This is a genomic window from uncultured Phascolarctobacterium sp., from assembly GCF_958349595.1.
In the GTDB taxonomy this organism is placed as follows: domain Bacteria; phylum Bacillota; class Negativicutes; order Acidaminococcales; family Acidaminococcaceae; genus Phascolarctobacterium.
Genome location: NZ_CATWDQ010000009.1, coordinates 59,570 through 81,290 on the forward strand (window position 1 = coordinate 59,570; position 21,721 = coordinate 81,290).

Sequence of the window (21,721 nt, forward strand, 5' to 3'; positions counted from 1 at the left end):
AAGAAACAGGGGAGCTGTCACGCTTCCCTGTTTTAATTTAAGGAGATGAATTATAAATGGCAACTTGTAATTGCAGAACTGTATTGACTACGGCTGTAGCAGTGAGCGGCAGTAATTTGGTATTAACCATTCCTGCCGGCACTTATGAAAACTGCGTTAGATATTGTATTAGGATAGCGCAGGATATTCCTTCTACTGCTACAAATCTTATGCCGGTAGTTATTAAAATCGGTACTGGTGCGACTTTATATAATGTAAATCGTAAATGCGGGCATCATTTATATGCCAACCAGGTAAGAACGCGACGTAATTATTCTTTATTGGTAGCTGCTGACAGTGCAACATTTGTTTTTGAATACGGCTACATTTGCACCTGTAACTGCGGAACGGTAGCAAGCTTGCCGGCACCTACACCACCTGCTGAAAATGCTGTAGCGGCTTTGGCGGGTAAGAAGGCGGTGGGCAAGGATGCATAAGTACGAAGAATACATGAAAATGATCGACGGCAATGAGGCAAAAGAGAAAGAAGCCGACTATGTGATGGCAGCAGCTTTACACAAACTGAAATCGCATGATGAAGCTGATTTTGAATGCGTTATGGAAAAGCTACATTGTCTGGTATATGGTCCGCACTTTGACGAACACTTGGCTAAAAAGGCAGTCTCTGAAATGAAAAACGTCGATGGTACAAGTGGCGAGCATTGGACATTAGAAGAGACCACCAAAGTAATGGAACAGAACGGGATTAAAGTCAATAAGTATGATTGGTATTATCTGCTTAATATGCTGCACAGTGATTACTCCAAAATTTGGGGTGATGATACAGGGCAGTATGTAAAATTTGCTAAAGCGTATATTGAAGATCCTGATGCTACAGAAGGTAAAGTTTTTTATCTTTGGAGAGCTGGCAAGCATCACAATTAAAAAGCAAAGAATAAAACAAAAACTCCCTGCACATGTGCAGGGAGTTAGTTTTATTATAAGCAACATAAGATTATGTAGGTGTCAAAATGGATGTCAAAAATACTTTTGATGAAAAATAAAAGCTCCCGAAAATTATCGAGAGCCGCATAAACAATGGTGGCCCCGGCAGGATTCGAACCTGCGACCTTTTGATTCGTAGTCAAACGCTCTATCCAACTGAGCTACGGAGTCATTGATGCTGTCTGTATTACTAAGCAACGATATTATTATATATGATTATGAAAAAATGTCAACTGATTTTAAAAAAATATTGTCAGCAGATATCTGTTAGGGACGCAGTCCTTTAAAAGCAACACGCAGTCTTTTTTGCAGACTGTCTTCTGAATTAACGTCGATAAGTTTTAGTTTATCCATCAGGGGTTCGTTTTTATGCTGCTGCAGGATAGTATTTTTGATGACGATTGGCTGGATCAGAATACTCTGCAGGGTCGTATAGATCTCATAGCTGTTCATATCGCTGCACAGGTCGCCATCGCGCTGTGCCTGTTCGATCAGTGTCCGGACAAAAATAAAATGCTGGACTCTATAATTGGTAAAGTAGGCAGCAGCTTTGTGATGATATAAAGCATCAGTCAGAAATTGCGCCGTATTGAAGTTTTCTATAAAATATTTTGTCATACGGTAAAAAATCTGCTGCAGTTGAATGACGGCTTTGGCATTTTTGTCGGGATAATTCTGTAATTTAGACAAATAGTCTTCATAAATTTTTTGGAAAATAACTTTCATATATTCTTCTTTAAAACCAAAGTAGTAAACAAACATACCCTGATTAACATTTGCCAGAGTGCAAATAGCGCGCACAGTCGGGTCGTAATTACCCTGAGCAATTAATTCTATACCAGCTTTAATTAAAGCCTGATCTGTGTTGCGTGATTTTCTGCCTATGATAATCATCTCCCTTAGGTTTCGATATTCACAAATAAATTGTTAAAATTAATAATTATAATCAAAAAAGTGCTAAAACAAACACAATTAATTATATCACTGTATAAATTATTGTGCAAGAAGTGTTTTATATGGAAAACCAATAGGTTCTTTCTGCGGAAACAAATGTTTATAATATATTGCCTTTTAACAGCTTTGCCAGAAAACAGGCAAGTTTTGCTTGACTTTGTTGTAAAGTTTGCATACAATAAAGTTACTCTTTGGCCGTCCTCAGTAGCGGGCGTTTTTTATTGCCAAAAATCGGGAGGGGTATTCTTATGTCAGTTTCTTTGGCGATATTGATACTTTACATTATTGCCTTGTTTGGTATCAGCTGGTTTGCGAAAAAGCGCAGTGAAGGCAATGCGGAAAATTATGCATTGGCAGGCCGCAGGTTATCGGCACCGCTGATCGCGGTTACTATTATTGGCCTGGCTGTTGGCGGTGCTTCGACGATCGGCGTCTCGGAGCATGCGTTCAGGGTCGGCTTATCTGCCGGCTGGTATACTATTGCCTGGGCAATAGGCGCGATCGTGATGGGTATTTTTATGGCGAAAAAATATCGCGAGCAGAATATTACCACTATTTCTGAACTGATTGAACGTCACCATGGTACGAATGCCGTTATTTTAGGTGTGTTCTGTCAGATCGTTATTCAATTGGTAATTATTTCGCTGCAATATATTGCCGGCGGCAGTATCCTGCACGCTATTATGCCGGAAGTTTTTGATTTCAAAACAGGTATGCTGGTCAGTGCGGTAACTTTTATCAGCATCACCTTTATCGGCGGGATGTGGTCGGCGTCGCTGACCAATGTGCTGAATATAATTTTGATTTATTTTGGCATCGTAGCGGCAACCTTTATCCAGCTTGATAAAGTAGGCGGTATAAGCGAGCTGGCTAAAACCTTGCCGGCGAACGTACCGTGGTTCAGTTTTACTGAAGGTGTAGGCTTAACGACGATCACCAGCTGGATCATTACGCTGGTCACCGTCAATCTGTCGCTGCAGAGTATATTGCAGATTTCGCTGGGGGCAAAAGACGCCGCAACTGCCAGAAGAGGCTTTGTCTGGGGCGGTATCATCATGCTGCCGGTAGGTGTGTTGGCGGCGCTGCTGGGTATTTGTGCCAAATCCATGTATCCTGATGCCCAGGCTGCTCTGGCACTGCCGCAGGTCATCGTAGGGCTGCAGCCGGCGCTGGCCGGTGTTACACTGGCTGCTTTATGGGCGGCGGACGTATCGACTGCCTGCAATCTGCTGCTTTCGGCAGGAACGCTGTTTTCTAATGATATTTACAAACGGTTTATCAATCCGAAGTGTTCGGATGCCAAACAGCTGACGATGATGCGTTTGTGCATCGTGATCTCCGGCGTGCTGACCTTAGGTATGGCTATGGGCGTTTCCAGTATTCTGGGAACGATTATGATCGGCCTCAGTCTGACGGCGGCTTTCAGCGTTATCGTTATCGTGGCATTGTTTTTCCCGCGCTACAGCTGCAAAGCGGCCGGGTTCTGGACGCTGCTGGTTGGCTTTATCATGCTGGTCCTGTGGCAGCTGGTGCCGGCAGTACGCATTTTCCCGAACGTTATTTATATGGAATGGTTTGCCTGCATTCTGACTTATGCGGTTGTGGCATTGCTGCAGCCTGGTAAGAAGCTTGCGGCAGATGCCGTTGAATAAAATTCTTCAAGAGTATAGCAGAGGACGCGGAAGCGTCCTCTTTTTATTCGCTGCCGCTGATTTAATATTTGTATAGCTGACAGCAGGATTTATCATAAATTCAGCCAATTTTAATATACATATGGTATAAGTTGCCAAAAGAGGTGAACGCTATGAAAATACTTTTAGCAGAAGATGATAAAAATCTGGGCAGGTTATTGCAGAGCCTGTTGAAAAAAGAAAATATCACGACTGACTGGGTGGAAGACGGCGAAGCGGCTTACGAGCAGTGTTATCGTGACGGTTATGATGTTTTGGTATTAGACTGGATGATGCCGAAGCTGGACGGCGTAACTTTGTGCAGGCGCCTGCGTGAAGAGGAATACCAGGGGAAAATACTGATGCTGACAGCGCGTGACAGCCTGGATGATAAGGTAGCGGGGCTGAACGAAGGCGCTGACGATTATCTGGTCAAGCCTTTTGAAATGGCGGAGCTGCTGGCGCGGCTGCATGCGTTAGTGCGGCGGCAGAGCGGTTACAAGCAGGAGGATTTTGCCTGTCAAGGCGTGACCCTGGCTGTTAAAGATTATACCGTGGGTTACAAAAACAAGAAGGTACAGCTGCGGCCGCGGGAATTTAAGCTGATGGAGCTGCTGCTGATCAATATCGGCCAGATTTTGCCGCGGGAGCTGCTTTTAGAGCGTATCTGGGGCATTGACGGCGATGTTACTGAAAATAATCTTGATGTGCATATCCGGTCACTGCGTTTGAAACTGGCGTCGATCGGAGCGGAGAGCCTGATCAAGACTGTGCGTGGCGTCGGTTATATGTTAGAGGTACATGATGTTTGATAAATTACGTTTAAAGCTTACTATTATTTATACAGGGATTTTTTCATTGCTGGTAGTGATGATCGTGACCGGCTGCATCATCCTGTTAGGCCATTCGGTGCTGACGCATGAAAAGCAGCAAATGCGCGATCTGATCATCCACGAGGGTGAGGAATATGTGGAGAGCGGTGAGCTGCCGGTGTCGAATCACTCTATTGAAGTCGGCCGGGAGCTGGCGTATATGCTGAAGCCCGGTTCAGATGAAGTGCTGCACGATCAGGTCAGCGGCAGCCCGGTAGCTCAGCAGTTATTCGCTTTGCGCGATAAATGGCCGAAGCAGGACCGCAAAGTAAAATGGCTCACTCTGCGTGATGCAAATGACCGGCTCTGGATATATATCGTTGGCCGGGACCAGATAATGAACGGAACTGCCAGTGCGGCGACTTTGTATATGTTTAAGGATCTGAGCGATTATTATTATGAAGAACAGGGCGAGGTCGTCTGGCTTGTTCTGATGAGTTTGTTTTTTATCTGCTGCGGCGCCGGTATCGGTTATTACCTGGCCGGGCGCAGTATCAAACCGATCCGGGAAATGTTTAAACGGCAACGTGAATTTGTTGCCGATGCCTCGCATGAACTGCGGACCCCGCTGACAGTTATGGGTATCGCCGCCGAAGGTATGGAGGGCGATACAGACAGTAAATTCAGTGAGTTTACTGCCGATACCCTGAAAACCATGCGTATGGAAATCAAACGCATGAATAATCTGGTCGCTGCCCTGCTGTCGCTGGCCCGCAATGACGCCGGCGTCGCTGAGGTCAAGCTGGAACAGGTAAACTTTAATGTGCTGTTGGAGCAGACAGCCGGGACTTTAAGTATACTGGCGCAGCAAAAGGGCTTAAAGCTGGAACTGCAGCTGCCGCCGGAACGTTTGATCATTTGGGGCAACCGGCTGCGCCTGGAACAGCTGCTGACGATCCTGATCGATAATGCCATCAAATATTCGCTGAGCGGCACGGTCACAGTCAGTGCCCTGCGGCATAATCAGCAGCTTGTGATCAGGGTGGATGATGAAGGCATAGGTATTGACGCTACAGATATCGAACGTATTTTTGAAAGGTTTTACCGGGTCGATAAAGCCAGGACCCGTGCTGAAGGCGGCTTTGGTCTGGGGCTGCCGATAGCGAAGATAATCGTAGAGCAGCATCAGGGAACGATCGAAGTGGAAAGTAAAAAAGCAGGCGGCAGCTGCTTTATTGTCAAGCTGCCCCTGACGATGCAGCGCTAAAAATAATAACTCCTTGTTTCAGGTTATTTTCAGTCACATTTTTTATGATAAGGCTGAAATAGAGGCAAGGAGTTGTTTTTTATGAATAGGAAAAGTTGGGCTGTTTTCTGGCTGGCCGCAGTACTGTTATTATTTGTCTTTAACAGTGCTTTATTGATCACTGATTCGGTAGAATCAAATTATGCGTTGACAGCTAAAGAAATGGTAGTATCGGGAGACTGGCTGTCGCCGCAGATTTACGGACAGTATTGGTTTGACAAACCGGTATTTTTTTACTGGCTGACAGCATTGGGGTTTAAGCTCTTTGGCTTTACTGAATTTGCCGCACGTTTCTTCCCGGCCTGTTTTGGTTTGGCTGGACTGGGGCTGCTTGTCTGGGGTGCGAAAAAGCTTTTTGATGATAAAACTGCTTTTTACAGCGGTTTAGTGCTGTTGACTTCGGTAGAATTTTTTCTGATCAGTAAATCGGTCATCACCGATGCGATCCTGTTTTTCTTTTTCAGCGGCAGCTTGCTTTTCTTTTATCTGGGTTACAGCACGCCGCAGAAGAAGTATTATTATGGGATGTATGCCTGCGCGGCTCTGGCGACGCTGACTAAAGGGCCGATCGGCTTTCTGCTGCCGGGACTGATCATGTTCCTGTTTTTGGCGTTCGATAAAGGCTGGCGGGAAATCAAACACATGAAGCTTTGCAGCGGCAGCCTGCTTTTTTTAGCTATAGGCCTGCCCTGGTATCTGGCAATGATAAGCCTGCATGGCGACGCGTTCACCAAAACTTTTTTAGGTACGCATAATTTCCTGCGGGCTACGGTTTCCGAGCATCCGCGCGATAATGTCATTTATTACTATACTTTGGTCAATCTGCTGGCGTTATTCCCCTGGAGCGGACTGCTGCCGCAATGTCTGTGGCAGAAATTCGTCAAAGAGGACAGATTGCAGCGCCCTGATAATCTGACTGTTTTTTTAGTGATCTGGGCTGCAGCGGTATTCTTCTTTTTCCAGAATATGGCAACTAAATATATTACTTATACCTATCCGCTGCTGTTCCCGGCAGCATTGCTGCTTGGGCGCTATATAGCAGTCAATGGTTCCAGGGTCTTCAGCCGTGGTTATATGCTGTTTCACGGGATTTTTTATGCTGTTTTGGCCGGCGCTGTTTATTGGTGCCGGTTTCGGGGCGTGGCTCCCGTACAGGGTGAATTTTTTGTATTGCTGACGGCGCTGGCAGGTTTCTGCCTGGTATATGCTGTTAAAAGCTATAACCAAAAGTACCTGACAGCTGCTGTTGCCGCCATGGCGCTGCTTTTCAATATAGCTTTGATACCTTCTGTGGCAGTTCCGTTGAGCGAGCTGCGGTCAGGCAAACAGCTGGCGCTGCAGCTGCAGGCTCAGTATCCAGAGAAGCAGGAGATAGGCCTGTATGGCGCGTATCCAACCTCAGCTGTTTTTTATTCCGGCAAAAAACTGGTAAAACTTTTACCGCAGGGAGATATCGAAGGTTTTAAACCCAAAGCTTTCAGCTGGAGCAGCAAAAACGTGATGCCCTATGCGGAATTGAAAAGCTATGCCGCTGTCAAAGATAACGTAGTCGTTGTGCAGAAAAAATCAATGCGTGATTTTATGAACAATGCCGATACGTATTTGCTGGTGGCAGGCGAGAATAAAGGCTGGTATATCGTGCAAGGTTAAAGTGATTTCTTACTCTGGCTGCGGCCAGAGTATTTTTTTGTAAAAAATCATCATGGCGGCAGGGAAATGTGTTTTTGTGGCTAATATAATATTTAGTGAAACTATAAGCGTTTCCGAAAAGAAGGTGTGAATCATGTCAAAAAAAGCAAACCAAAAAGCAAAGCTCTTGCATCTGCAGCAGATTTTGCTGGAAGAAACTGACGAAAAGCATGTGCTGACAGTACAGCAGCTGATCGAAAGATTGGCAGAGCTGGAAATACCTGCCGAACGGAAAAGCTTGTATGACGACATCGCTACATTGCAGGCTTTTGGCCTGGATATTATTGCTACGCGCAGCAGGGCCAATATTTACAGGATCGGCAGCCGGCTTTTTACACTGCCTGAACTGCAGCTGGTGGCAGAGGCTGTGCTGAAATCTGCTGCTGTCGGCAAAAGTAAGGCCCAGAAACTGGTAGAGAAGCTGGCCTGTTTAGGCAGCAGGTATCAGGCCGAGGCTTTAAGGGCAAGCCTGAAAGCGCAGAAATATGAGGAAGCAGAGCTGTTATGCCCGATTGAACTGCGCTGCAGTAACGAGCTGGTACCGGCCGTGCTGGAATACCTTGCTGAAGGTAAGGTGAAAAAAAGCAAAGAAGCAACCAGCGTTATCGAAGGCACCGTCGTTGCAGACCAGGCTTTTTACAGCTGGCTGTTCGGTTTGGGCAGCAAAGCTAAACTTACCGGCCCTGCCAATGTGAAGAAAGATTTTGTCAAATATTGTAAAAAAGTGCTGAATCAATATAAATGATCAAGGAGAGTATCATGCAAGAAATAAAATTCCCTGTTCCCAACAGAAGCGAGTATATCCCTTCGCCGCTGGAGCCTGATGCAGACGGAGTGCTGGATATAGGCTACTATAAAGGTGCTATTATTGGCGGGCGTCCTTATGTTCTGGAATGCTGGCAGATGGATGAGCTTGTCGTAGCGACAGTCTTTTTTTCGGACGAAGGTCTTGACGCTTACAGCCGTGAAGATCTGGTGCTGCTTTTGGAACTGGAAGATATTATTAAATTTACCGGCGCAAAACGTTTGTTTCAGTGTACGCATACCGAGGATGATGCAGGGGTGCCCATGTGGGCGGTCAATATTACCCTGCAGAATGCCAAGGGCAAATATGCTGAGGTTTTATGCCCTTTACGCAGATATAGATGAAACTGCATTAGAGGAGGAATGAAAATGGCGAATTGCAACGAAGCCAACTGTACCTGTAAAATGGTAAACTGTGTGCGGCATGGCAAGTGCTGTGAATGTATCAACCATCATCGGGAAAAAGGCTCTTTAGTAGCCTGCATGAAGGCTGTTTGCGAAGATGTAAAAAAATAAATGCGTGCAGGTCAGCACGCATTTATTTTCAGTTTCGGCAGACAAAGAGAAAACCGTTCGCTGGGGATGGTAGCGAACGGTTCCTCCATAGGAAAGCTGTTTATGATGAATTTGATGGGAAGGGTGTAGCAAGTTCGTCACTTGCTATGCTTTAAGTATACAACAGACATTTGACAGAAAAAGGGCAAACCTTTGAACAGTTTGTGAAATGTAAAAAGGACCGGAGGAAGCGGCTAATGAATGATTTTGTAACAAAGTTTTTTAAATTTCAAGAGCGCCAGACTACCTGGCAGCGCGAGACGATCGGGGGGATCACGTCCTTTGTGACGATGGCGTATATCATTTTTGTCAATCCGCAGATCATGGCTGCGGCCGGCATGGATAAAGGAACTGTCATGCTGGCTACCTGTCTGGCGTCAGCCGCAGGCACGCTGCTGATGGCGCTGTATGCCAATGCGCCTTTTGGCCTGGCACCGGGCATGGGGATCAATGCCTTTTTTGCCTATACCCTGTGCGGTACGATGGGGTATAGCTGGGAGCAGGGCTTAGGGGCAGTTTTGCTGTCCGGCATTATTTTTGTCGTGGTTTCTGTTACCGGCCTGCGCAGCAGGATCATTGCTGAGATTCCGCTGCATCTGAAAAAAGCGATCGGCATCGGTATCGGGATGTTTATTTTATACATCGGCTTAAAAAATGCGTCCTTATTGAGCTTTGCCGCTAATCCCGGCAGCTTCATCCCCCTGGGCGACAGCATGAAGTTAGACAGCAGCATCATTCCTGCTCTGACTTTTGCCAGCGATTCGACCAAGCTGGCCCTGATCGGCATTTTCCTGAATATCTGCTTTTTGCTGCGCGGTACAAAAGGTGGTATGCTGCTCAGCATCATTATTACTTCTGCGCTGGGCTGTTATCTGCAGTTTTTCAGCGGCTGGCAGCTGGGGCTGCATCTGCCGGGAACGATGCCTGTCGGTGATATTGGCGATACCTTTGGTAAGTGTCTGAGTGGTTTTGTGCAGCTGTTCGATACATCGCAGGGAGTCGGAGTCATGATCTTTTCACTGTTTTCGGTGATGATCACCATGACGATCGCCGATATGTTCGATACAATCGGCACCGTGCTGGCAACTGCGTCCAGGGCCAATCTTGTCGATGCAGATGGCAATATCGTCGACGGCGACCGCATCTTGCTGGCTGACGCTGCCGCAACCGTCATGGGATCATTTTTTGGTACTTCTACTGTAACTACTTATGTCGAATCAAGCACAGGTGTGGCAGCAGGCGCCAGAACCGGTTTTGCTTCGGTGATAACGGCATTGTTATTTCTGCTGAGTGTGTCTTTAGCGCCGCTGCTGGGTATGGTGCCGGCAGCAGCGACAGCGCCGGTACTGATCATGGTCGGGATCTTGATGGCTTCCGATATCGGCGACATCGACTGGCGCAATCTGGAAATAGCTATACCGGCATATTTAACAATAACTATCATGTGCTTTGGCTATAATATTGCCGACGGTATCGCGATCGGTTTTATTATGTACAGCTTTGTTAAAGCTGTAGTTGGTAAATGGCCGGAGGTTTCGCTGCTGGTGCGCGGGTTGAGCGTCATGTTTTTATTGCGCTTTGCTTTTATGCTGATTTATTAAGAGCTGTATTGATAAAAAAATGAAAAACAGGCAGGCGTACGCCTGCCTGTTTTTTGACTGTTAAGTTATTTTTTGCCGCGTTTTTTACTAGTTATGGTCGGTGCTGCTTCGACATGCTTTTCGCGCCAGCCGAAATAGAGGAAAAAGCCCAGTGCTATCAAAAAGAAAGCAAGGCTGGTAGCCTGAGCCGATTTTAAACCAAAGAGGAAGGGTTCGACATAATCGCCCCGCAGCATTTCCAGACTAAAGCGTACAGCCGAGTACAGCATGACATACAGGCACATAGCCTGACCTTTGGCATGATTGGTAGTGCGGAACAACAGCAGGATAGCAAAGATCACGATATCCAGCTGGCCCTCCCAGACCTCGGCCGGCCAGAGAGGCACAGCGCCATAGGTCTTAAAAGCCAGGGTCCCTTCCGGGTATAACAGGCCAAAGCTGCCGCCGGTAGGCGTGCCGAAAGCATCGCCGTTCAGCAGGTTGGCCATGCGGCCAATAGCCTGACCGATCAGAATAGCGGGGCAGACGATGTCAGCAAAGGCCAGCCAGTCGATCTTGTGCCGCTTGCAGTACCAGATACCTGCCAGCACGCCGGCAATAACGCCGCCCTGGATCGCCATGCCGCCCTGCCAGACAAAGGGTATCTCCAGCAGATGATGCTGGTAATAATCCCAGTCGAAGAAGAAGACGTCCCAAAGCCGCCCGCCGACAAGGCCGGCAAAGCCGCCGTAGATGCCGATGTCAAGCACATGCTGCTGCCAGCGGCCATCCTGTTTAGCCAGGAAATATGCAACGCCGGTCGCCAGAAAAATACTCATACATAAAACCAGGCCGTACATACGGACCGGAAAATCGCCGATATGGAATAAATACTGATGCATAGAACCTCCAAATGCCTGCCGGTAAAATTTTATTTGCAGCTGCAGATACCGTTAGCCAAATCTTTGAATAAGATTATTCTAACACAGTGCGCCTAAAAATTCTATCTTGCGCAGGAAGTGTGAGGATTTAATTCCTACGATTAGAGTATGGAATTTAGGGGGATTATATGGTATAATAAACCAGTATCAATTTCAGAAAGAGGGATAACTATGTTGAAAATAGAAAATCTGTCCGTCGCCGTGCAAGGCCGGCAGATTCTTCACGATATTAATCTGCATATCAAACCGGGCGAGGTCCACGTTTTATTCGGGCCTAACGGCACCGGCAAATCTACGTTGATCGGCACGATCATGGGTTTTGAACGCTATGAGGTTTTAAGCGGCAAAATTTATTTCAAAGGGCATGATATCACCGAAGCCCCCTGTTATGAGCGGGCCCGTTTAGGCGTGGGCGTGATGATCCAGCGTCCGCCGACGATCCGCGGCCTGTCGCTGCGTCAGATGATCGAGATCTGCGGCGCAACGCCTCAGGAAACTGAGCAGATGGCGCGCTGGATGGGTCTGGCTGATTTTCTTGACCGCAGTGTCAATGAAGGCTTCAGCGGCGGCGAGCTCAAACGCTCCGAATTATTGCAGCTGATGGCACAAAAGCCGGACCTGCTGCTTTTAGACGAACCGGAATCCGGCGTCGATGTAGAAAATATCGCTCTGGTAGGGCGGGCTGCCAACTATATCCTGCATAACGAGCCCTGCGGCGGTGCAGGCTGCGATCAGCCCTGCTGCGCCCATAGTCTGGACTGCGACAGCTACAACCCGCTCAATAGTCAGCGCAGCGGACTGATCATTACCCATGTCGGCCATATTTTAAAATATGTGCCCGCTTCGCATGCGCATATTTTATATCAGGGCACGCTTAGCTGTACCAGCGGCGATCCTTTGGACGTTCTGGGCTGCATCAGCAAAGCCGGCTACGAAAAATGCGTCAATGGCGGCTGCAGGAGGTTGATGAAATGAGTGAACAGGTAAAATTACAGGAAGCGCTGGCTAAAAAAGCAGCCTTTGGCAATGATATCGATTTGGAAAAATTTGACGATAATAATGAACAGCATGTGCAAAGCACAGCCGAGCTGTCCGCAGCCGGTAAGGAACGGCTGGAGCACGTCGGTATCGATCTGGAGCGTGAAAACCGCAGCGCCAGCTTTATTCAGGTCGATAACGCTCCTATTGAGGCCGAGGTCAAGGCACAGCTGCCGCTGGAATTGATGAATACCGGCGCCGCTGCCAAAAAATATCCCGAACTGGTCAAAAAATACTGGTGGAACGCCGTTAAGGCCGACACCGACAAATACACCGCCAAAACTGCTTTAGAGCAGGAGCAGGGCTATTTTATCCGTGTCAAAGCCGGACAGAAGATCGCCGCTCCCTTGCAGGCCTGTGTTTTTATCGGGCATGAAGAGCAGCTGCAGCGCGTCCATAATATCGTGATCGTGGAAGAAGGCGCCGAGCTGAATATCATCTCCGGCTGTGCCAGCGATCCCAGTGTGGAAAAAGGCGTGCATATCGGCATCAGCGAATTTTACGTCGAAAAAAATGCCAAACTGACCTTTACCATGATCCACAGCTGGGGCGAAAACATTGCCGTACGTCCCCGCAGCGTAACGATCATCGAAGCAGGCGGGCACTTTATTTCTAATTATGTGTGTATGGAAAAAGTCAAAGACGTGCAGATGTACCCGACGACCAGACTGGTCGGCGAAGGCGCTGTCGCCCGGCTGAATTCCATTTTAGTGGCGCCGGAAGGATCGCATCTGGACATCGGCGGCAAAGCGCTGCTGGAAGTCCCCGGCACACGGGCCGAGATCGTGACCCGTACCATTTCTACCGGCGGCGAGATCATCAACCGCGGCAACCTGACCGGCCGTGCCGAAGGCATCAGGGCCCATCTGGAATGTAACGGCCTGATGCTCAGCGATAAAGGCTATATTTCGGCTATTCCCGAGCTGGACGCCTTTACCGGCAATGCCGAGCTCAGCCATGAAGCAGCAGTCGGCCGCATCGCGCCGGAAGAGATCGAATATCTGATGGCACGCGGCATGGACGAAGAAGAAGCGACGGCTACTATCGTCCGCGGCTTCCTCAATGTCAATATCGAAGGCCTGCCGGAAGCGCTGGCGCAAAAGATCAACGACACGCTTGATACCTTTACTTATAATAAGGGCATGTAAAAAATAAAAAAAGTACTTGTCAAGCGCGGCAAATTGAGTTATAATAACCATTGTGTTCAGCACAATTCCGGGATGGTGTAATGGTAGCACAGGTGATTCTGGATCATCTTGTCTGGGTTCGAGCCCTAGTCCCGGAGCCAATGGCGCCATGGTCAAGCGGCTAAGACGTCGCCCTCTCAAGGCGAAATCACGAGTTCGATTCTCGTTGGCGCTACCAAGCCGTAGTTAAACCCTCTGACTTTAGTCGGAGGGTTTTTGTTTTTCGTGGACAGTTAAAAAAATAATTTTTAAAAAATCAAGCCAGGAGTTCGTGTGTATGCAGTATATTATTTGGCATTTATTGCTATAGCATAATATCATTGATATAATATATATATAATATATCTTGTTTGATCCAAAACATTTGAAAGAGGTGCTGAAAATGACAAAAACAGTTTTGAAAGAAAAATTTGTACAACTTACCGATGAACAAATGAAGCAGTTATTGCAATGCAAGGATCAGGACGCTCTTTACAGCAAGTTTAAAGAATTTATTGGCGAAGATTTTGCTATGTCTGATTTGAAAGCCGTGCTCAGTGATTTTTCTGCCCTGGCAGAAAACAATGAAGCTGCTATTACAATGATGCAAACGATACATAATGTAATCGAAACTGTACCGGGGATGCAGGAGAAATTGGCCGCGGCCCATGATAACGCTGCTGCTTACGCTTTATTAAAACAGTATTTAGGTGACGTTACCCTGGCAAATTTTGAAAAAGCCTGTCAGTCAGTCGATTCACTTATGAATGATGTCGCACCGATCAGTGCTTTAACAGATACAGATCTGGAGGCTGTGACCGGCGGCAGCTGGAAAAGCTTTTGGAGTGGTTTTAAAACCGGTTTTGTCGACACCTTCAAAATTATTGGGTCAGCAGTGATGATCGGGGTCAATATTGTGGGTCAAAATCCGAGTATGGCAGAGAAGTGGGGCGAACCGCTGGAAAAAAGTGTCAAGCATTTATCTGATGCTCTGCATAATAAATAAGAGCTGAGCTTAAAACCAGCGGCTGTAAATTTTTTTGATTTGTTTCTTGAACTGTATTGTAACAATACAGTTCTTTTTATTATATAATAGGAATATAGCACAGAGTGAGGTGGTTGGCATGACTACTTATATTTCGATCAGTGAAATGGCCAAATTGCACGGAATTACCAGACAGACGCTCATTCATTATGATAATATCGACCTTTTTAAGCCGGCGAAAGTAGACGCTAACGGCTACAGATATTATTGTAAGCACCAGATCCCCTATCTGCGTGAGATCTGTTTTCTCAAATCACTGGGGATAAGCCTGAAGGATATCCAGCAGCATTTTCAGGAACGGACGCCGGAAAATGAAATGTATCTTTTGGAAAAGCAAAAACAGTATATCATGAACCAGATCGCCAAGCTCAATACCCTGCGCGAATACCTGAACCAGCGGATCGACCTGTACGAAGAAGCTGTCGATGCGGGGATGATGCGGATGTCGCTGCCCTTTGTGCGCTATATAGACGTCCGGCAGGCGATTTTTAAAGAGTGGCTGCAGCCTATCGACAAGGACAATCTGCATACGACGCTGATGGACTTGTGGCAGCGTATTTTTGAACGGGAAATGGTGCCTTCCGGCGGCTTCGGCTCGATCATCAAAAAAGAAGCCGCCCAAAGCGGCGACTGGCTGGCAGGGGCCGGCTCCTGCATCTTTCTGCCAATCTGGAACAAAGAGCACGAGAATACGCTTACGATACCGGCCGGGGAATATGTGTGCATGTATAAGTATGGTATGCCCTATGATACCGAGCACCTGGAAAAGCTGATGCAGTGGCTGGTGCAGAACGGTTACGAGCTGACCGGCGACATCGTCGACGTCTGCTTGCTGGACACGACCTTTTACAAAAAAGAAACAGGTGTAGACTTCTGTATGTTGCAGGCTCCGGTAGCGTTAAAAAAATAAATAGAAAATTTTTTAAAAAACCTCTTGACTGTATTGTTACACCACAATTTATGATCAAATTGTGAGGTAACACTCAACAAAAAGTCAGGAGGTTATTTTTATGACTAAAGAAATTATTGATTTAAGATCTGCATTGGAATTGTTGGAAAGCATTCCCGGACAAATGGTACATACTGACGTAGAGGTCGACCCTTCCGCTGAGCTGGCAGGCGTTTACCGTTATGTAGGCGCAGGCGGCACCGTGGCTCGTCCCACTAAGACCGGCCCTGCCATGACTTTTGAAAAAATCAAAGGCCATCCCGGCGCTAAAGTCGTTATTGGTCTTTTGGCAAGCCGTAAACGTGTAGGCTATCTGTTAAATACCAAACCTGAAAAATTAGGCTTTATGATGCGTGACGCTGTCAAAAACGCTATCGCTCCCGTCGTTGTCGGCAAAGAAAAAGCTAAATGCCAGGAAGTTGTGCATCTGGCGACCGATGCAGACTTCGATATCCGCAAATTGATCCCGGCCCCGACCAACACCCCGGAAGATGCCGGACCGTATGTAACTTTGGGTATGTGCTACGCTTCCGATGTCGAAACCGGTGAATCCGACGTGACGATCCACAGATTGTGCCTGCAGAGCAAAGATGAGATCTCCATGTTCTTTACTCCCGGCGCCCGCCATTTAGGCGCTTTCCGTGAAAAAGCCGAAGCTCTGGGCAAACCGCTGCCGATCTCTATCAGCATCGGCGTCGACCCGGCGATCGAGATCGCTTCCTGCTTCGAGCCGCCGACTACGCCGCTGGGCTTCAACGAATTGTCCATCGCCGGCGCGATCCGCGGCAAAGCTGTTGAACTGACTCCCTGTGTGACTATCGACGAAAAATGTATCGCTAACGCCGAATACGTTATCGAAGGCGAGCTTATCGTCGGCGCCCGCGTCCGTGAGGACCAGAACTCCAACACCGGCAAAGCCATGCCGGAATTCCCCGGTTACACAGGGCCTGCCAATCCGGCTCTGCCTGTGATCAAGGTCAAAGCTGTGACCCACAGAGTCAATCCGATCATGCAAACCTGTATCGGCCCTTCCGAAGAACACGTCAGCATGGCCGGTATCCCCACCGAAGCCTCGATTTTGGATATGGTGGAAAGAGCTATGCCCGGCCGCGTACAAAATGTTTACGCCCATTCCTCCGGCGGCGGCAAATTCCTGGCCGTTATCCAGTTCAAAAAAAGCGTGCCCAGTGACGAAGGCCGTCAGCGTCAGGCCGCTTTGCTGGCCTTCTCGGCTTTCCCCGAACTGAAACAGGTGATCTTAGTCGATGAAGACGTCGATATTTTCGATACTAACGATATCCTCTGGGCCATGACTACCAGAATGCAGGCCGATGTCGATATCGTCACGATCCCCGGCGTGCGCTGCCATCCGCTCGATCCGTCCAACGACGCTTCCTGCAGCTGGACGATCCGCGATCATGGTATCGCCTGCAAAACTATTTATGACGCCACGATCCCTTATTCAGAAAAAGCACGCTTCCAACGTGCTCAATTTATGGAAGTCGACGTCAAAAAATTCCTGCCGGATTTTGCTGACAAGGACTGATCAAAAATACCGGTTAAGGCGTGCACAGCGCCTTAACCACACTTATCATATGGCTCGGCTATTTTAAGGAGGACAATTATGGGAAAGAATAAACCGATCATAGGTTTTATTTTAGGTATCATCGTCGCTGTGATCATCTTTTTTGCCAACATTCCCGGTTTAGGACGGGAAGGGCAGATGTGCATGGCGTTTTCGCTGATGACAGTGATTTTCTGGGCTTTCGGCATTGCCCAGCCCGGTTATGTATCCGGTCTGTATCTTTTGCTTTTAGCAGTTTTTAAAGTGGCGCCAACAACGCTGATTTTTTCTACCTGGACTACTTCCATGATGTATCTGATCATTGGCGCTTACCTGATCGCGGTAGCGGTCAAAGAATCAGGCCTGGGTGAGCGGATCGCCTATAAATTTATCGTCAAATACGTATCTTCGTTTAAAAGCATCATCATCTCTATCTTTGCCCTGACTTTTATTCTGGCCCTGCTGATCCCGCATCCCTGGCCGCGGGCCTTCCTCATTATGTCGGTCATGGCTGTTGTGGTAAAAAGTGCCGCTATTCCTCATGAAGACGCTGTGAAGATCGGCTTTACCGTTTTTACGGCTTCGATCCCGGTCTCCATGATCTTCCTGACCGGCGACGCCTCCATCAACCCGCTGGCAGCTACCAGCTGTGCTCCCGAACCGGTAGGCTGGCTGCGCTGGTTCGAAGTCATGGGTCTGCCGATGATCGTTACCAGTATCATTACCATGGTCATGATCTTGTTTATGTTCAAGCCTACCAAAGAAGTCAGTGTCAACAAAGGTGAAATTTTAGCCAAATTGCAGGCTATGGGCCCGATGAGCGGCAAAGAACTGCGTACTGCCATCTGGGTAACGCTGGCGATCGTCCTCTGGATGACTGATACCATGCATGGCATCGATATCGGCTGGGTAACCTTATTCATTGCTATGGGGATGGCGATGCCCAGGATCGGCGGCATCCTGACCCCGCAAAGCTGGGGCGGAGTACCGGTGCAGACATTGATCTTTTTGACTGCCGCCGTAGCTATCGGCCGCGTTGGCGGCGCTACCGGCATGAATACCTGGATCGCCCAGACCGTGCTGCCCGGCAGTGTACCGGAAAATATGTTTGTACTGGCAGCGTTCATTACAGCAGTTTCCATTGCTATCCATATGCTGTTCGGCAGCGTCATCGCCGTTATGGGTATCGTGATCCCTGCCATGCTGGCCTTTACCGGCAGTATGGGCATCAGCACTATTATTCCGGTCATGATCGCCTATATCGCTATCAATGCCCACTTTATCCTGCCCTTCCATAATCTGGCGATTTTAGTCGGCGTAGGTGAGGATAACGGTATGTATACGGAAAAAGAAACTATTAAATTCGGCGTGCCGTTTACCATCGTCTTATTCATCATTACTGTCGGCGTTGCCGTACCCTGGTGGAAAGTGATCGGACTGTGGTGATACGTTTTAAAAAGTAAGCTTGAGAAAGGTTGGTTATTATGAAGCGCTTGATCGTAGGAATATCGGGGGCCAGCGGCGTCGTTATGGGCCACAGGCTGCTGAAGGTCTTAAAACAGCTGCCGGATCTGGAGGTGCATCTGGTCATCACAGAAGGTGCTGTGAAAAATTTTGCCTGTGAAACAGACCTTGACGTCACTGAATTGACGCAGCTGGCTGCATTTACCCACAGCAATAAAAATCTGGCGGCCAGCATTTCCAGCGGCTCGTTTGTGACTGACGGCATGATCATCATTCCCGCCAGTATGAAAACAGTAGCCGGTATCGCCTCCGGCTTTGCCGAAAATCTGCTGCTGCGGGCTGCCGACGTGTGCCTGAAGGAAAACCGCAAGGTGGTTTTGGTGCCGCGCGAAATGCCGCTCAGCCGCATCCACCTGCGCAATATCAGGGAATGTGCCGATAACGGCTGCGTCATAGTGCCGCCGATGCTTACTTTTTATAACGGCGCCGATTCGCTGGAGCAGCAGATCGACCATATCATCGGCAAGATCCTGATGCAGTTCGGCATCGAATATCAAAAATTTGTTGCCTGGCAGGGGGAAGACGCATGAAAACGACGATCTTAACAGCAGGCAGCGAGCCTTATGCAGTTACCGCCTGCGTCGTTTGCTGCGGTTCGGACATCGCAGTCGTGATCGGCGGCGGTGCGGCGCCCCATATCGGCGCGGTAGCTTTGGCGTCACCCCGGCCCAGCCTGAAAAATAACGGCGCTGTTTCGGCCAGTGCTTCGGTACTGTGCCGTTTGGGTCATAAAGACGACCAGCCGGCGCGGGAAGCCGCCCTGTATCTGGCAAGCCGCTTCAATACCAATGTTGCCGTCACTGTCGGCCTGCACCTTGATGAGGCCGGTGCTGACGATATTGCGGCCCTGCAGCAGAGTTTGCAGCAAATTCTGCACAAGGTGGAAGCCTGGCTGCTGTCTGCGCAGGCATAAACAGATTTACCAAGACTGCCTGGGGCAGGACACTTACACATCAGCATAAAAATGCTCTGACGAATTTCGTCAGAGCATTTTGTTTGAGCAGGTATTGTTAAGTTAAGCATCACAGCTTATATAAGGTATGAGCAAAAATAATTTATGACGAAGATATACAGCAAAAGGATGATCGATAACTTAAAAAATATATAGTAAAGGTAATCGAAATACTTGCCCGAAGATTAAACTCCAGGCAAGTATTTTTTGTTTTTTACACAATTTGGTTTGCTTTTTGCTTCAACAATATACATATTACCTGTTTTATCTTAGAAAATACTAAAATGAGTTTAATTAAATTGAAGAATAGTATGAATTTTATACAAAAACGAGAAAATTTCCTGCGTGTTCAAAGTTATGAAATGAAAGAAATATCGTTATTTGGAAATTTTTGTTTGAATAAGTATAATTAATTTTGTAAATGAATAATTAATTTTTGATAACTAAAATAGGGGAAGGATGAAAAGTTTGATGGGGAAAAAACTTACATATTTTCTTGTGTGCTTAAATGCTTTACTGACAGCGGTAACAGCCTGTGCCGCACCAAGCAGCGATATTGACCTGCAGCAGCAGATTCTGCAGCAAAAAGAACAGGAGCTGGCCGCTAAACGGGCTGAACAGGCCCTGCAGCAGCGGGTCAAACAGGGGATGTCGAAAACGCCTGCCGGCAGCACTAAGCTGGAAGTAGTGGCCTTGCCGCAGGAAGTCAACAGCTTTAAGATCAAAAATTTTACGCTGAAAGCAGCATCATATGGTTATAAATTCAACTGGATAACTGATTATCTGGCAAACTATAACGGCGAAAGTATTGGTGTGCAGGGGATCAACCTGCTGCTGCAAAACATCAATAAAGAGATCATGAACAGGGGCTATGTTACGACCAGAGTTTATGTTGAGCCGCAGGACCTGAGCAGCGGGACAATGTATTTTACGCTGCTGCCCGGTATCATTTCGGATATCCGTTTCCGGGAAGAAACCTGGGGCACCTGGCATAATGCAGTGGCGATGCGCAAAGGATCACTGCTCAACATACGCGATATTGAGCAGACCGTCGATAACTTTAACAGCGTACCGTCGCAAAGTGCGGATATTAAAATAGAACCCGGTCCCAATGAAGGTGAAAGTGATCTGGTGATCGATATCAAACGCGGCAAACCGTGGAGCCTGAGTATGACTCTTGATAATTCCGGCACCAGGGAAACAGGCAAGGTCCAGATGTCGGGCGCTGTGCAATTGGCTCAACCTTTTTCGGCCAACGATATTTTTTATGCCAGCTGGAATAAAGATGCTACACAATCAGGCGAAACTAAGGGCACACGCGCCAACAGTTTTTATTATGCCGTGCCTTTGGGCAAAGAACGCTTTGCCTTCAGCCATAGCAAAAACGATTATCATCAAACAGTAGAATATGCTGTCAATCCTTTTGTCTCCAGCGGCGAATTCACTTCGGACAGTCTGACCTGGACGCATCTGCTGCAGAGGAACCAAAGCAGTAAAACAGATTTTGAACTGGGGCTTGTACATAAAACACGCCATAGCTATATAGACGGTACGGAAATCGAAGTGCAGCGCCAAAAAACAACGTCGATGCAGATCGGGTTCAATCACAGGCAGTATCTGGGCCCCAGCGTTTTAAATGCCTCGGTGAAATGGCAGAAGGGCCTGCCGTGGTATGCTGACGCCGGGCCGACCGACGGTATGAGCGGCGAAGCGACGACGCAGTATAATATGTATCTTATCAGTGCTAACTTTGCGACGCCGGTACCTTTCGGCGATAACTACGATGCCCAATATAACGTAAGCATCAGGGGACAAAAAAGCGATCAGCGCATTTACGGCAGCGAATTCTTCTCGATCGGCGGCTGGTATAGCGTCAGAGGCTTTGACGGCGAACAGACCCTTTCGGCAGAAGACGGTATCACTATCAGAAACGAACTGCGGTTCCCGATCGAAAAATATCACCAGTTGTATCTGGCGCTGGATTACGGTAAAGTATCAGGCCCGTCAGCCGAATACCTTTTGGGTACGGAACTGGTTGGCAGCGCCATTGGCCTGCGTGGGCAGATTGGTCCCTGCAATTATGATGCCTTTGTGGGCTGGCCTTTGAAAAAGCCGGATGGATTTACCTGTGCTGCCAGAACCTACGGTTTTATGCTGACGGCGCAGATCTGAGAATAAACTGAGGTCA

General features: G+C 47.8%; 21 protein-coding genes and 3 tRNA genes. 21 read left to right on the forward strand and 3 right to left on the reverse strand.

Going from position 1 to position 21,721, the window contains the following annotated elements:
* Nucleotides 1–56 precede the first annotated feature (56 nt).
* Together Q4G98_RS08080 and Q4G98_RS08085 are read left to right on the forward strand one after the other, a co-directional pair.
* Nucleotides 57–476 carry a hypothetical protein gene (locus Q4G98_RS08080; RefSeq protein WP_298564410.1) on the forward strand — a complete coding sequence of 140 codons (420 nt, stop codon included), beginning with the start codon at nucleotides 57–59 and terminating at the stop codon, nucleotides 474–476.
* Nucleotides 469–924 (forward strand): hypothetical protein, encoded by a 456-nt coding sequence (locus tag Q4G98_RS08085; protein ID WP_298564411.1) that lies wholly within the window; start codon nucleotides 469–471, stop codon nucleotides 922–924. Before Q4G98_RS08080 ends, Q4G98_RS08085 begins: the two co-directional genes overlap by 8 nt.
* A 154-nt stretch (nucleotides 925–1,078) precedes the next feature.
* Here Q4G98_RS08085 and Q4G98_RS08090 read toward each other — a convergent pair.
* Both Q4G98_RS08090 and Q4G98_RS08095 read right to left on the reverse strand, forming a co-directional pair.
* A tRNA-Arg gene (locus Q4G98_RS08090) sits at nucleotides 1,079–1,155 on the reverse strand.
* 96 nt (nucleotides 1,156–1,251) lie between these two features.
* Nucleotides 1,252–1,878 (reverse strand): TetR/AcrR family transcriptional regulator, encoded by a 627-nt coding sequence (locus Q4G98_RS08095; protein ID WP_177561379.1) that lies wholly within the window; start codon nucleotides 1,876–1,878, stop codon nucleotides 1,252–1,254.
* A 308-nt stretch (nucleotides 1,879–2,186) separates the two neighbouring features.
* Between Q4G98_RS08095 and Q4G98_RS08100 the strand changes: the two genes are divergently transcribed.
* From Q4G98_RS08100 to Q4G98_RS08135, 8 genes are all read left to right on the forward strand, one after another.
* Complete coding sequence (locus tag Q4G98_RS08100) at nucleotides 2,187–3,590, forward strand: sodium:solute symporter family protein (RefSeq protein ID WP_177561378.1); 1,404 nt, start codon at nucleotides 2,187–2,189, stop codon at nucleotides 3,588–3,590.
* Nucleotides 3,591–3,742: 152 nt separating this feature from the next.
* Nucleotides 3,743–4,420: a response regulator transcription factor gene (locus tag Q4G98_RS08105; protein WP_177561377.1), complete on the forward strand. Its 678-nt coding sequence runs from the start codon at nucleotides 3,743–3,745 to the stop codon at nucleotides 4,418–4,420.
* Nucleotides 4,413–5,687, forward strand: coding sequence for a cell wall metabolism sensor histidine kinase WalK (locus Q4G98_RS08110; protein ID WP_298564414.1), 1,275 nt, complete (start codon nucleotides 4,413–4,415; stop codon nucleotides 5,685–5,687). Before Q4G98_RS08105 ends, Q4G98_RS08110 begins: the two co-directional genes overlap by 8 nt.
* An 81-nt stretch (nucleotides 5,688–5,768) precedes the next feature.
* Nucleotides 5,769–7,376 carry a glycosyltransferase family 39 protein gene (locus Q4G98_RS08115; RefSeq protein WP_177561375.1) on the forward strand — a complete coding sequence of 536 codons (1,608 nt, stop codon included), beginning with the start codon at nucleotides 5,769–5,771 and terminating at the stop codon, nucleotides 7,374–7,376.
* Nucleotides 7,377–7,509: 133 nt separating this feature from the next.
* The gene (locus Q4G98_RS08120) at nucleotides 7,510–8,160 is read left to right on the forward strand and encodes a hypothetical protein (protein ID WP_177561374.1); all 651 of its coding nucleotides are present in this window, start codon (nucleotides 7,510–7,512) and stop codon (nucleotides 8,158–8,160) included.
* A gap of 14 nt (nucleotides 8,161–8,174) precedes the next feature.
* Nucleotides 8,175–8,564: a hypothetical protein gene (locus Q4G98_RS08125; RefSeq protein ID WP_177561373.1), complete on the forward strand. Its 390-nt coding sequence runs from the start codon at nucleotides 8,175–8,177 to the stop codon at nucleotides 8,562–8,564.
* A gap of 24 nt (nucleotides 8,565–8,588) precedes the next feature.
* Entirely contained in the window at nucleotides 8,589–8,735 is a 147-nt protein-coding gene (locus Q4G98_RS08130) for a hypothetical protein (protein ID WP_177561372.1), read from the forward strand.
* A gap of 236 nt (nucleotides 8,736–8,971) precedes the next feature.
* The gene (locus tag Q4G98_RS08135) at nucleotides 8,972–10,375 is read left to right on the forward strand and encodes an NCS2 family permease (protein WP_298564415.1); all 1,404 of its coding nucleotides are present in this window, start codon (nucleotides 8,972–8,974) and stop codon (nucleotides 10,373–10,375) included.
* Between the two features lie 65 nt (nucleotides 10,376–10,440).
* On the opposite strand, the gene lgt is transcribed toward Q4G98_RS08135, so the two are convergent.
* Nucleotides 10,441–11,256: a prolipoprotein diacylglyceryl transferase gene (gene lgt, locus Q4G98_RS08140; protein ID WP_177561370.1), complete on the reverse strand. Its 816-nt coding sequence runs from the start codon at nucleotides 11,254–11,256 to the stop codon at nucleotides 10,441–10,443.
* A gap of 210 nt (nucleotides 11,257–11,466) precedes the next feature.
* Between lgt and Q4G98_RS08145 the strand changes: the two genes are divergently transcribed.
* The 11 genes from Q4G98_RS08145 to Q4G98_RS08195 all read left to right on the forward strand — a co-directional run bounded on the left by Q4G98_RS08145 (nucleotide 11,467) and on the right by Q4G98_RS08195 (nucleotide 21,705).
* Complete coding sequence (locus tag Q4G98_RS08145) at nucleotides 11,467–12,270, forward strand: ABC transporter ATP-binding protein (RefSeq protein ID WP_177561369.1); 804 nt, start codon at nucleotides 11,467–11,469, stop codon at nucleotides 12,268–12,270.
* A complete protein-coding gene (locus Q4G98_RS08150) occupies nucleotides 12,267–13,481 on the forward strand; it encodes a SufD family Fe-S cluster assembly protein (RefSeq protein WP_177561368.1) in 1,215 nt (404 codons plus the stop codon). The genes Q4G98_RS08145 and Q4G98_RS08150 overlap by 4 nt, the downstream gene beginning before the upstream one ends.
* Nucleotides 13,482–13,547: 66 nt before the next feature.
* A tRNA-Gln gene (locus tag Q4G98_RS08155) sits at nucleotides 13,548–13,621 on the forward strand.
* 2 nt (nucleotides 13,622–13,623) lie between these two features.
* Nucleotides 13,624–13,698: transfer RNA gene (locus Q4G98_RS08160), tRNA-Glu, on the forward strand.
* 204 nt (nucleotides 13,699–13,902) lie between these two features.
* The gene (locus Q4G98_RS08165) at nucleotides 13,903–14,505 is read left to right on the forward strand and encodes a hypothetical protein (RefSeq protein WP_177561367.1); all 603 of its coding nucleotides are present in this window, start codon (nucleotides 13,903–13,905) and stop codon (nucleotides 14,503–14,505) included.
* A 118-nt stretch (nucleotides 14,506–14,623) separates the two neighbouring features.
* The gene (locus Q4G98_RS08170; protein WP_177561366.1) at nucleotides 14,624–15,454 is read left to right on the forward strand and encodes a MerR family transcriptional regulator; all 831 of its coding nucleotides are present in this window, start codon (nucleotides 14,624–14,626) and stop codon (nucleotides 15,452–15,454) included.
* Nucleotides 15,455–15,554: 100 nt separating this feature from the next.
* Complete coding sequence (locus tag Q4G98_RS08175; RefSeq protein ID WP_177561365.1) at nucleotides 15,555–17,039, forward strand: UbiD family decarboxylase; 1,485 nt, start codon at nucleotides 15,555–15,557, stop codon at nucleotides 17,037–17,039.
* Nucleotides 17,040–17,117: 78 nt separating this feature from the next.
* Complete coding sequence (locus Q4G98_RS08180; protein WP_177561364.1) at nucleotides 17,118–18,503, forward strand: anion permease; 1,386 nt, start codon at nucleotides 17,118–17,120, stop codon at nucleotides 18,501–18,503.
* A 38-nt stretch (nucleotides 18,504–18,541) separates the two neighbouring features.
* The gene (locus Q4G98_RS08185; RefSeq protein ID WP_298564417.1) at nucleotides 18,542–19,111 is read left to right on the forward strand and encodes a UbiX family flavin prenyltransferase; all 570 of its coding nucleotides are present in this window, start codon (nucleotides 18,542–18,544) and stop codon (nucleotides 19,109–19,111) included.
* Nucleotides 19,108–19,494, forward strand: coding sequence for a hypothetical protein (locus Q4G98_RS08190; RefSeq protein WP_298564418.1), 387 nt, complete (start codon nucleotides 19,108–19,110; stop codon nucleotides 19,492–19,494). The genes Q4G98_RS08185 and Q4G98_RS08190 overlap by 4 nt, the downstream gene beginning before the upstream one ends.
* Nucleotides 19,495–20,004: 510 nt before the next feature.
* Nucleotides 20,005–21,705 (forward strand): ShlB/FhaC/HecB family hemolysin secretion/activation protein, encoded by a 1,701-nt coding sequence (locus tag Q4G98_RS08195; protein WP_298564420.1) that lies wholly within the window; start codon nucleotides 20,005–20,007, stop codon nucleotides 21,703–21,705.
* The last annotated feature ends 16 nt before the right edge of the window (nucleotides 21,706–21,721 follow it).

What these genes read in the sequence shown, in the direction of transcription:
- Q4G98_RS08095 (WP_177561379.1), bottom strand. Translation starts at nt 1,878, where the DNA reads ATGATTATCATAGGCAGAAAATCACGCAACACAGATCAGGCTTTAATT.
- Q4G98_RS08185 (WP_298564417.1), top strand. Translation starts at nt 18,542, where the DNA reads ATGAAGCGCTTGATCGTAGGAATATCGGGGGCCAGCGGCGTCGTTATG.
- Q4G98_RS08145 (WP_177561369.1), top strand. Translation starts at nt 11,467, where the DNA reads ATGTTGAAAATAGAAAATCTGTCCGTCGCCGTGCAAGGCCGGCAGATT.
- Q4G98_RS08120 (WP_177561374.1), top strand. Translation starts at nt 7,510, where the DNA reads ATGTCAAAAAAAGCAAACCAAAAAGCAAAGCTCTTGCATCTGCAGCAG.
- Q4G98_RS08125 (WP_177561373.1), top strand. Translation starts at nt 8,175, where the DNA reads ATGCAAGAAATAAAATTCCCTGTTCCCAACAGAAGCGAGTATATCCCT.
- Q4G98_RS08105 (WP_177561377.1), top strand. Translation starts at nt 3,743, where the DNA reads ATGAAAATACTTTTAGCAGAAGATGATAAAAATCTGGGCAGGTTATTG.
- Q4G98_RS08130 (WP_177561372.1), top strand. Translation starts at nt 8,589, where the DNA reads ATGGCGAATTGCAACGAAGCCAACTGTACCTGTAAAATGGTAAACTGT.
- Q4G98_RS08175 (WP_177561365.1), top strand. Translation starts at nt 15,555, where the DNA reads ATGACTAAAGAAATTATTGATTTAAGATCTGCATTGGAATTGTTGGAA.
- Q4G98_RS08195 (WP_298564420.1), top strand. Translation starts at nt 20,005, where the DNA reads ATGGGGAAAAAACTTACATATTTTCTTGTGTGCTTAAATGCTTTACTG.
- Q4G98_RS08100 (WP_177561378.1), top strand. Translation starts at nt 2,187, where the DNA reads ATGTCAGTTTCTTTGGCGATATTGATACTTTACATTATTGCCTTGTTT.
- Q4G98_RS08190 (WP_298564418.1), top strand. Translation starts at nt 19,108, where the DNA reads ATGAAAACGACGATCTTAACAGCAGGCAGCGAGCCTTATGCAGTTACC.
- Q4G98_RS08150 (WP_177561368.1), top strand. Translation starts at nt 12,267, where the DNA reads ATGAGTGAACAGGTAAAATTACAGGAAGCGCTGGCTAAAAAAGCAGCC.
- Q4G98_RS08135 (WP_298564415.1), top strand. Translation starts at nt 8,972, where the DNA reads ATGAATGATTTTGTAACAAAGTTTTTTAAATTTCAAGAGCGCCAGACT.
- Q4G98_RS08180 (WP_177561364.1), top strand. Translation starts at nt 17,118, where the DNA reads ATGGGAAAGAATAAACCGATCATAGGTTTTATTTTAGGTATCATCGTC.
- lgt (WP_177561370.1), bottom strand. Translation starts at nt 11,256, where the DNA reads ATGCATCAGTATTTATTCCATATCGGCGATTTTCCGGTCCGTATGTAC.
- Q4G98_RS08165 (WP_177561367.1), top strand. Translation starts at nt 13,903, where the DNA reads ATGACAAAAACAGTTTTGAAAGAAAAATTTGTACAACTTACCGATGAA.
- Q4G98_RS08085 (WP_298564411.1), top strand. Translation starts at nt 469, where the DNA reads ATGCATAAGTACGAAGAATACATGAAAATGATCGACGGCAATGAGGCA.
- Q4G98_RS08170 (WP_177561366.1), top strand. Translation starts at nt 14,624, where the DNA reads ATGACTACTTATATTTCGATCAGTGAAATGGCCAAATTGCACGGAATT.
- Q4G98_RS08080 (WP_298564410.1), top strand. Translation starts at nt 57, where the DNA reads ATGGCAACTTGTAATTGCAGAACTGTATTGACTACGGCTGTAGCAGTG.
- Q4G98_RS08110 (WP_298564414.1), top strand. Translation starts at nt 4,413, where the DNA reads ATGTTTGATAAATTACGTTTAAAGCTTACTATTATTTATACAGGGATT.
- Q4G98_RS08115 (WP_177561375.1), top strand. Translation starts at nt 5,769, where the DNA reads ATGAATAGGAAAAGTTGGGCTGTTTTCTGGCTGGCCGCAGTACTGTTA.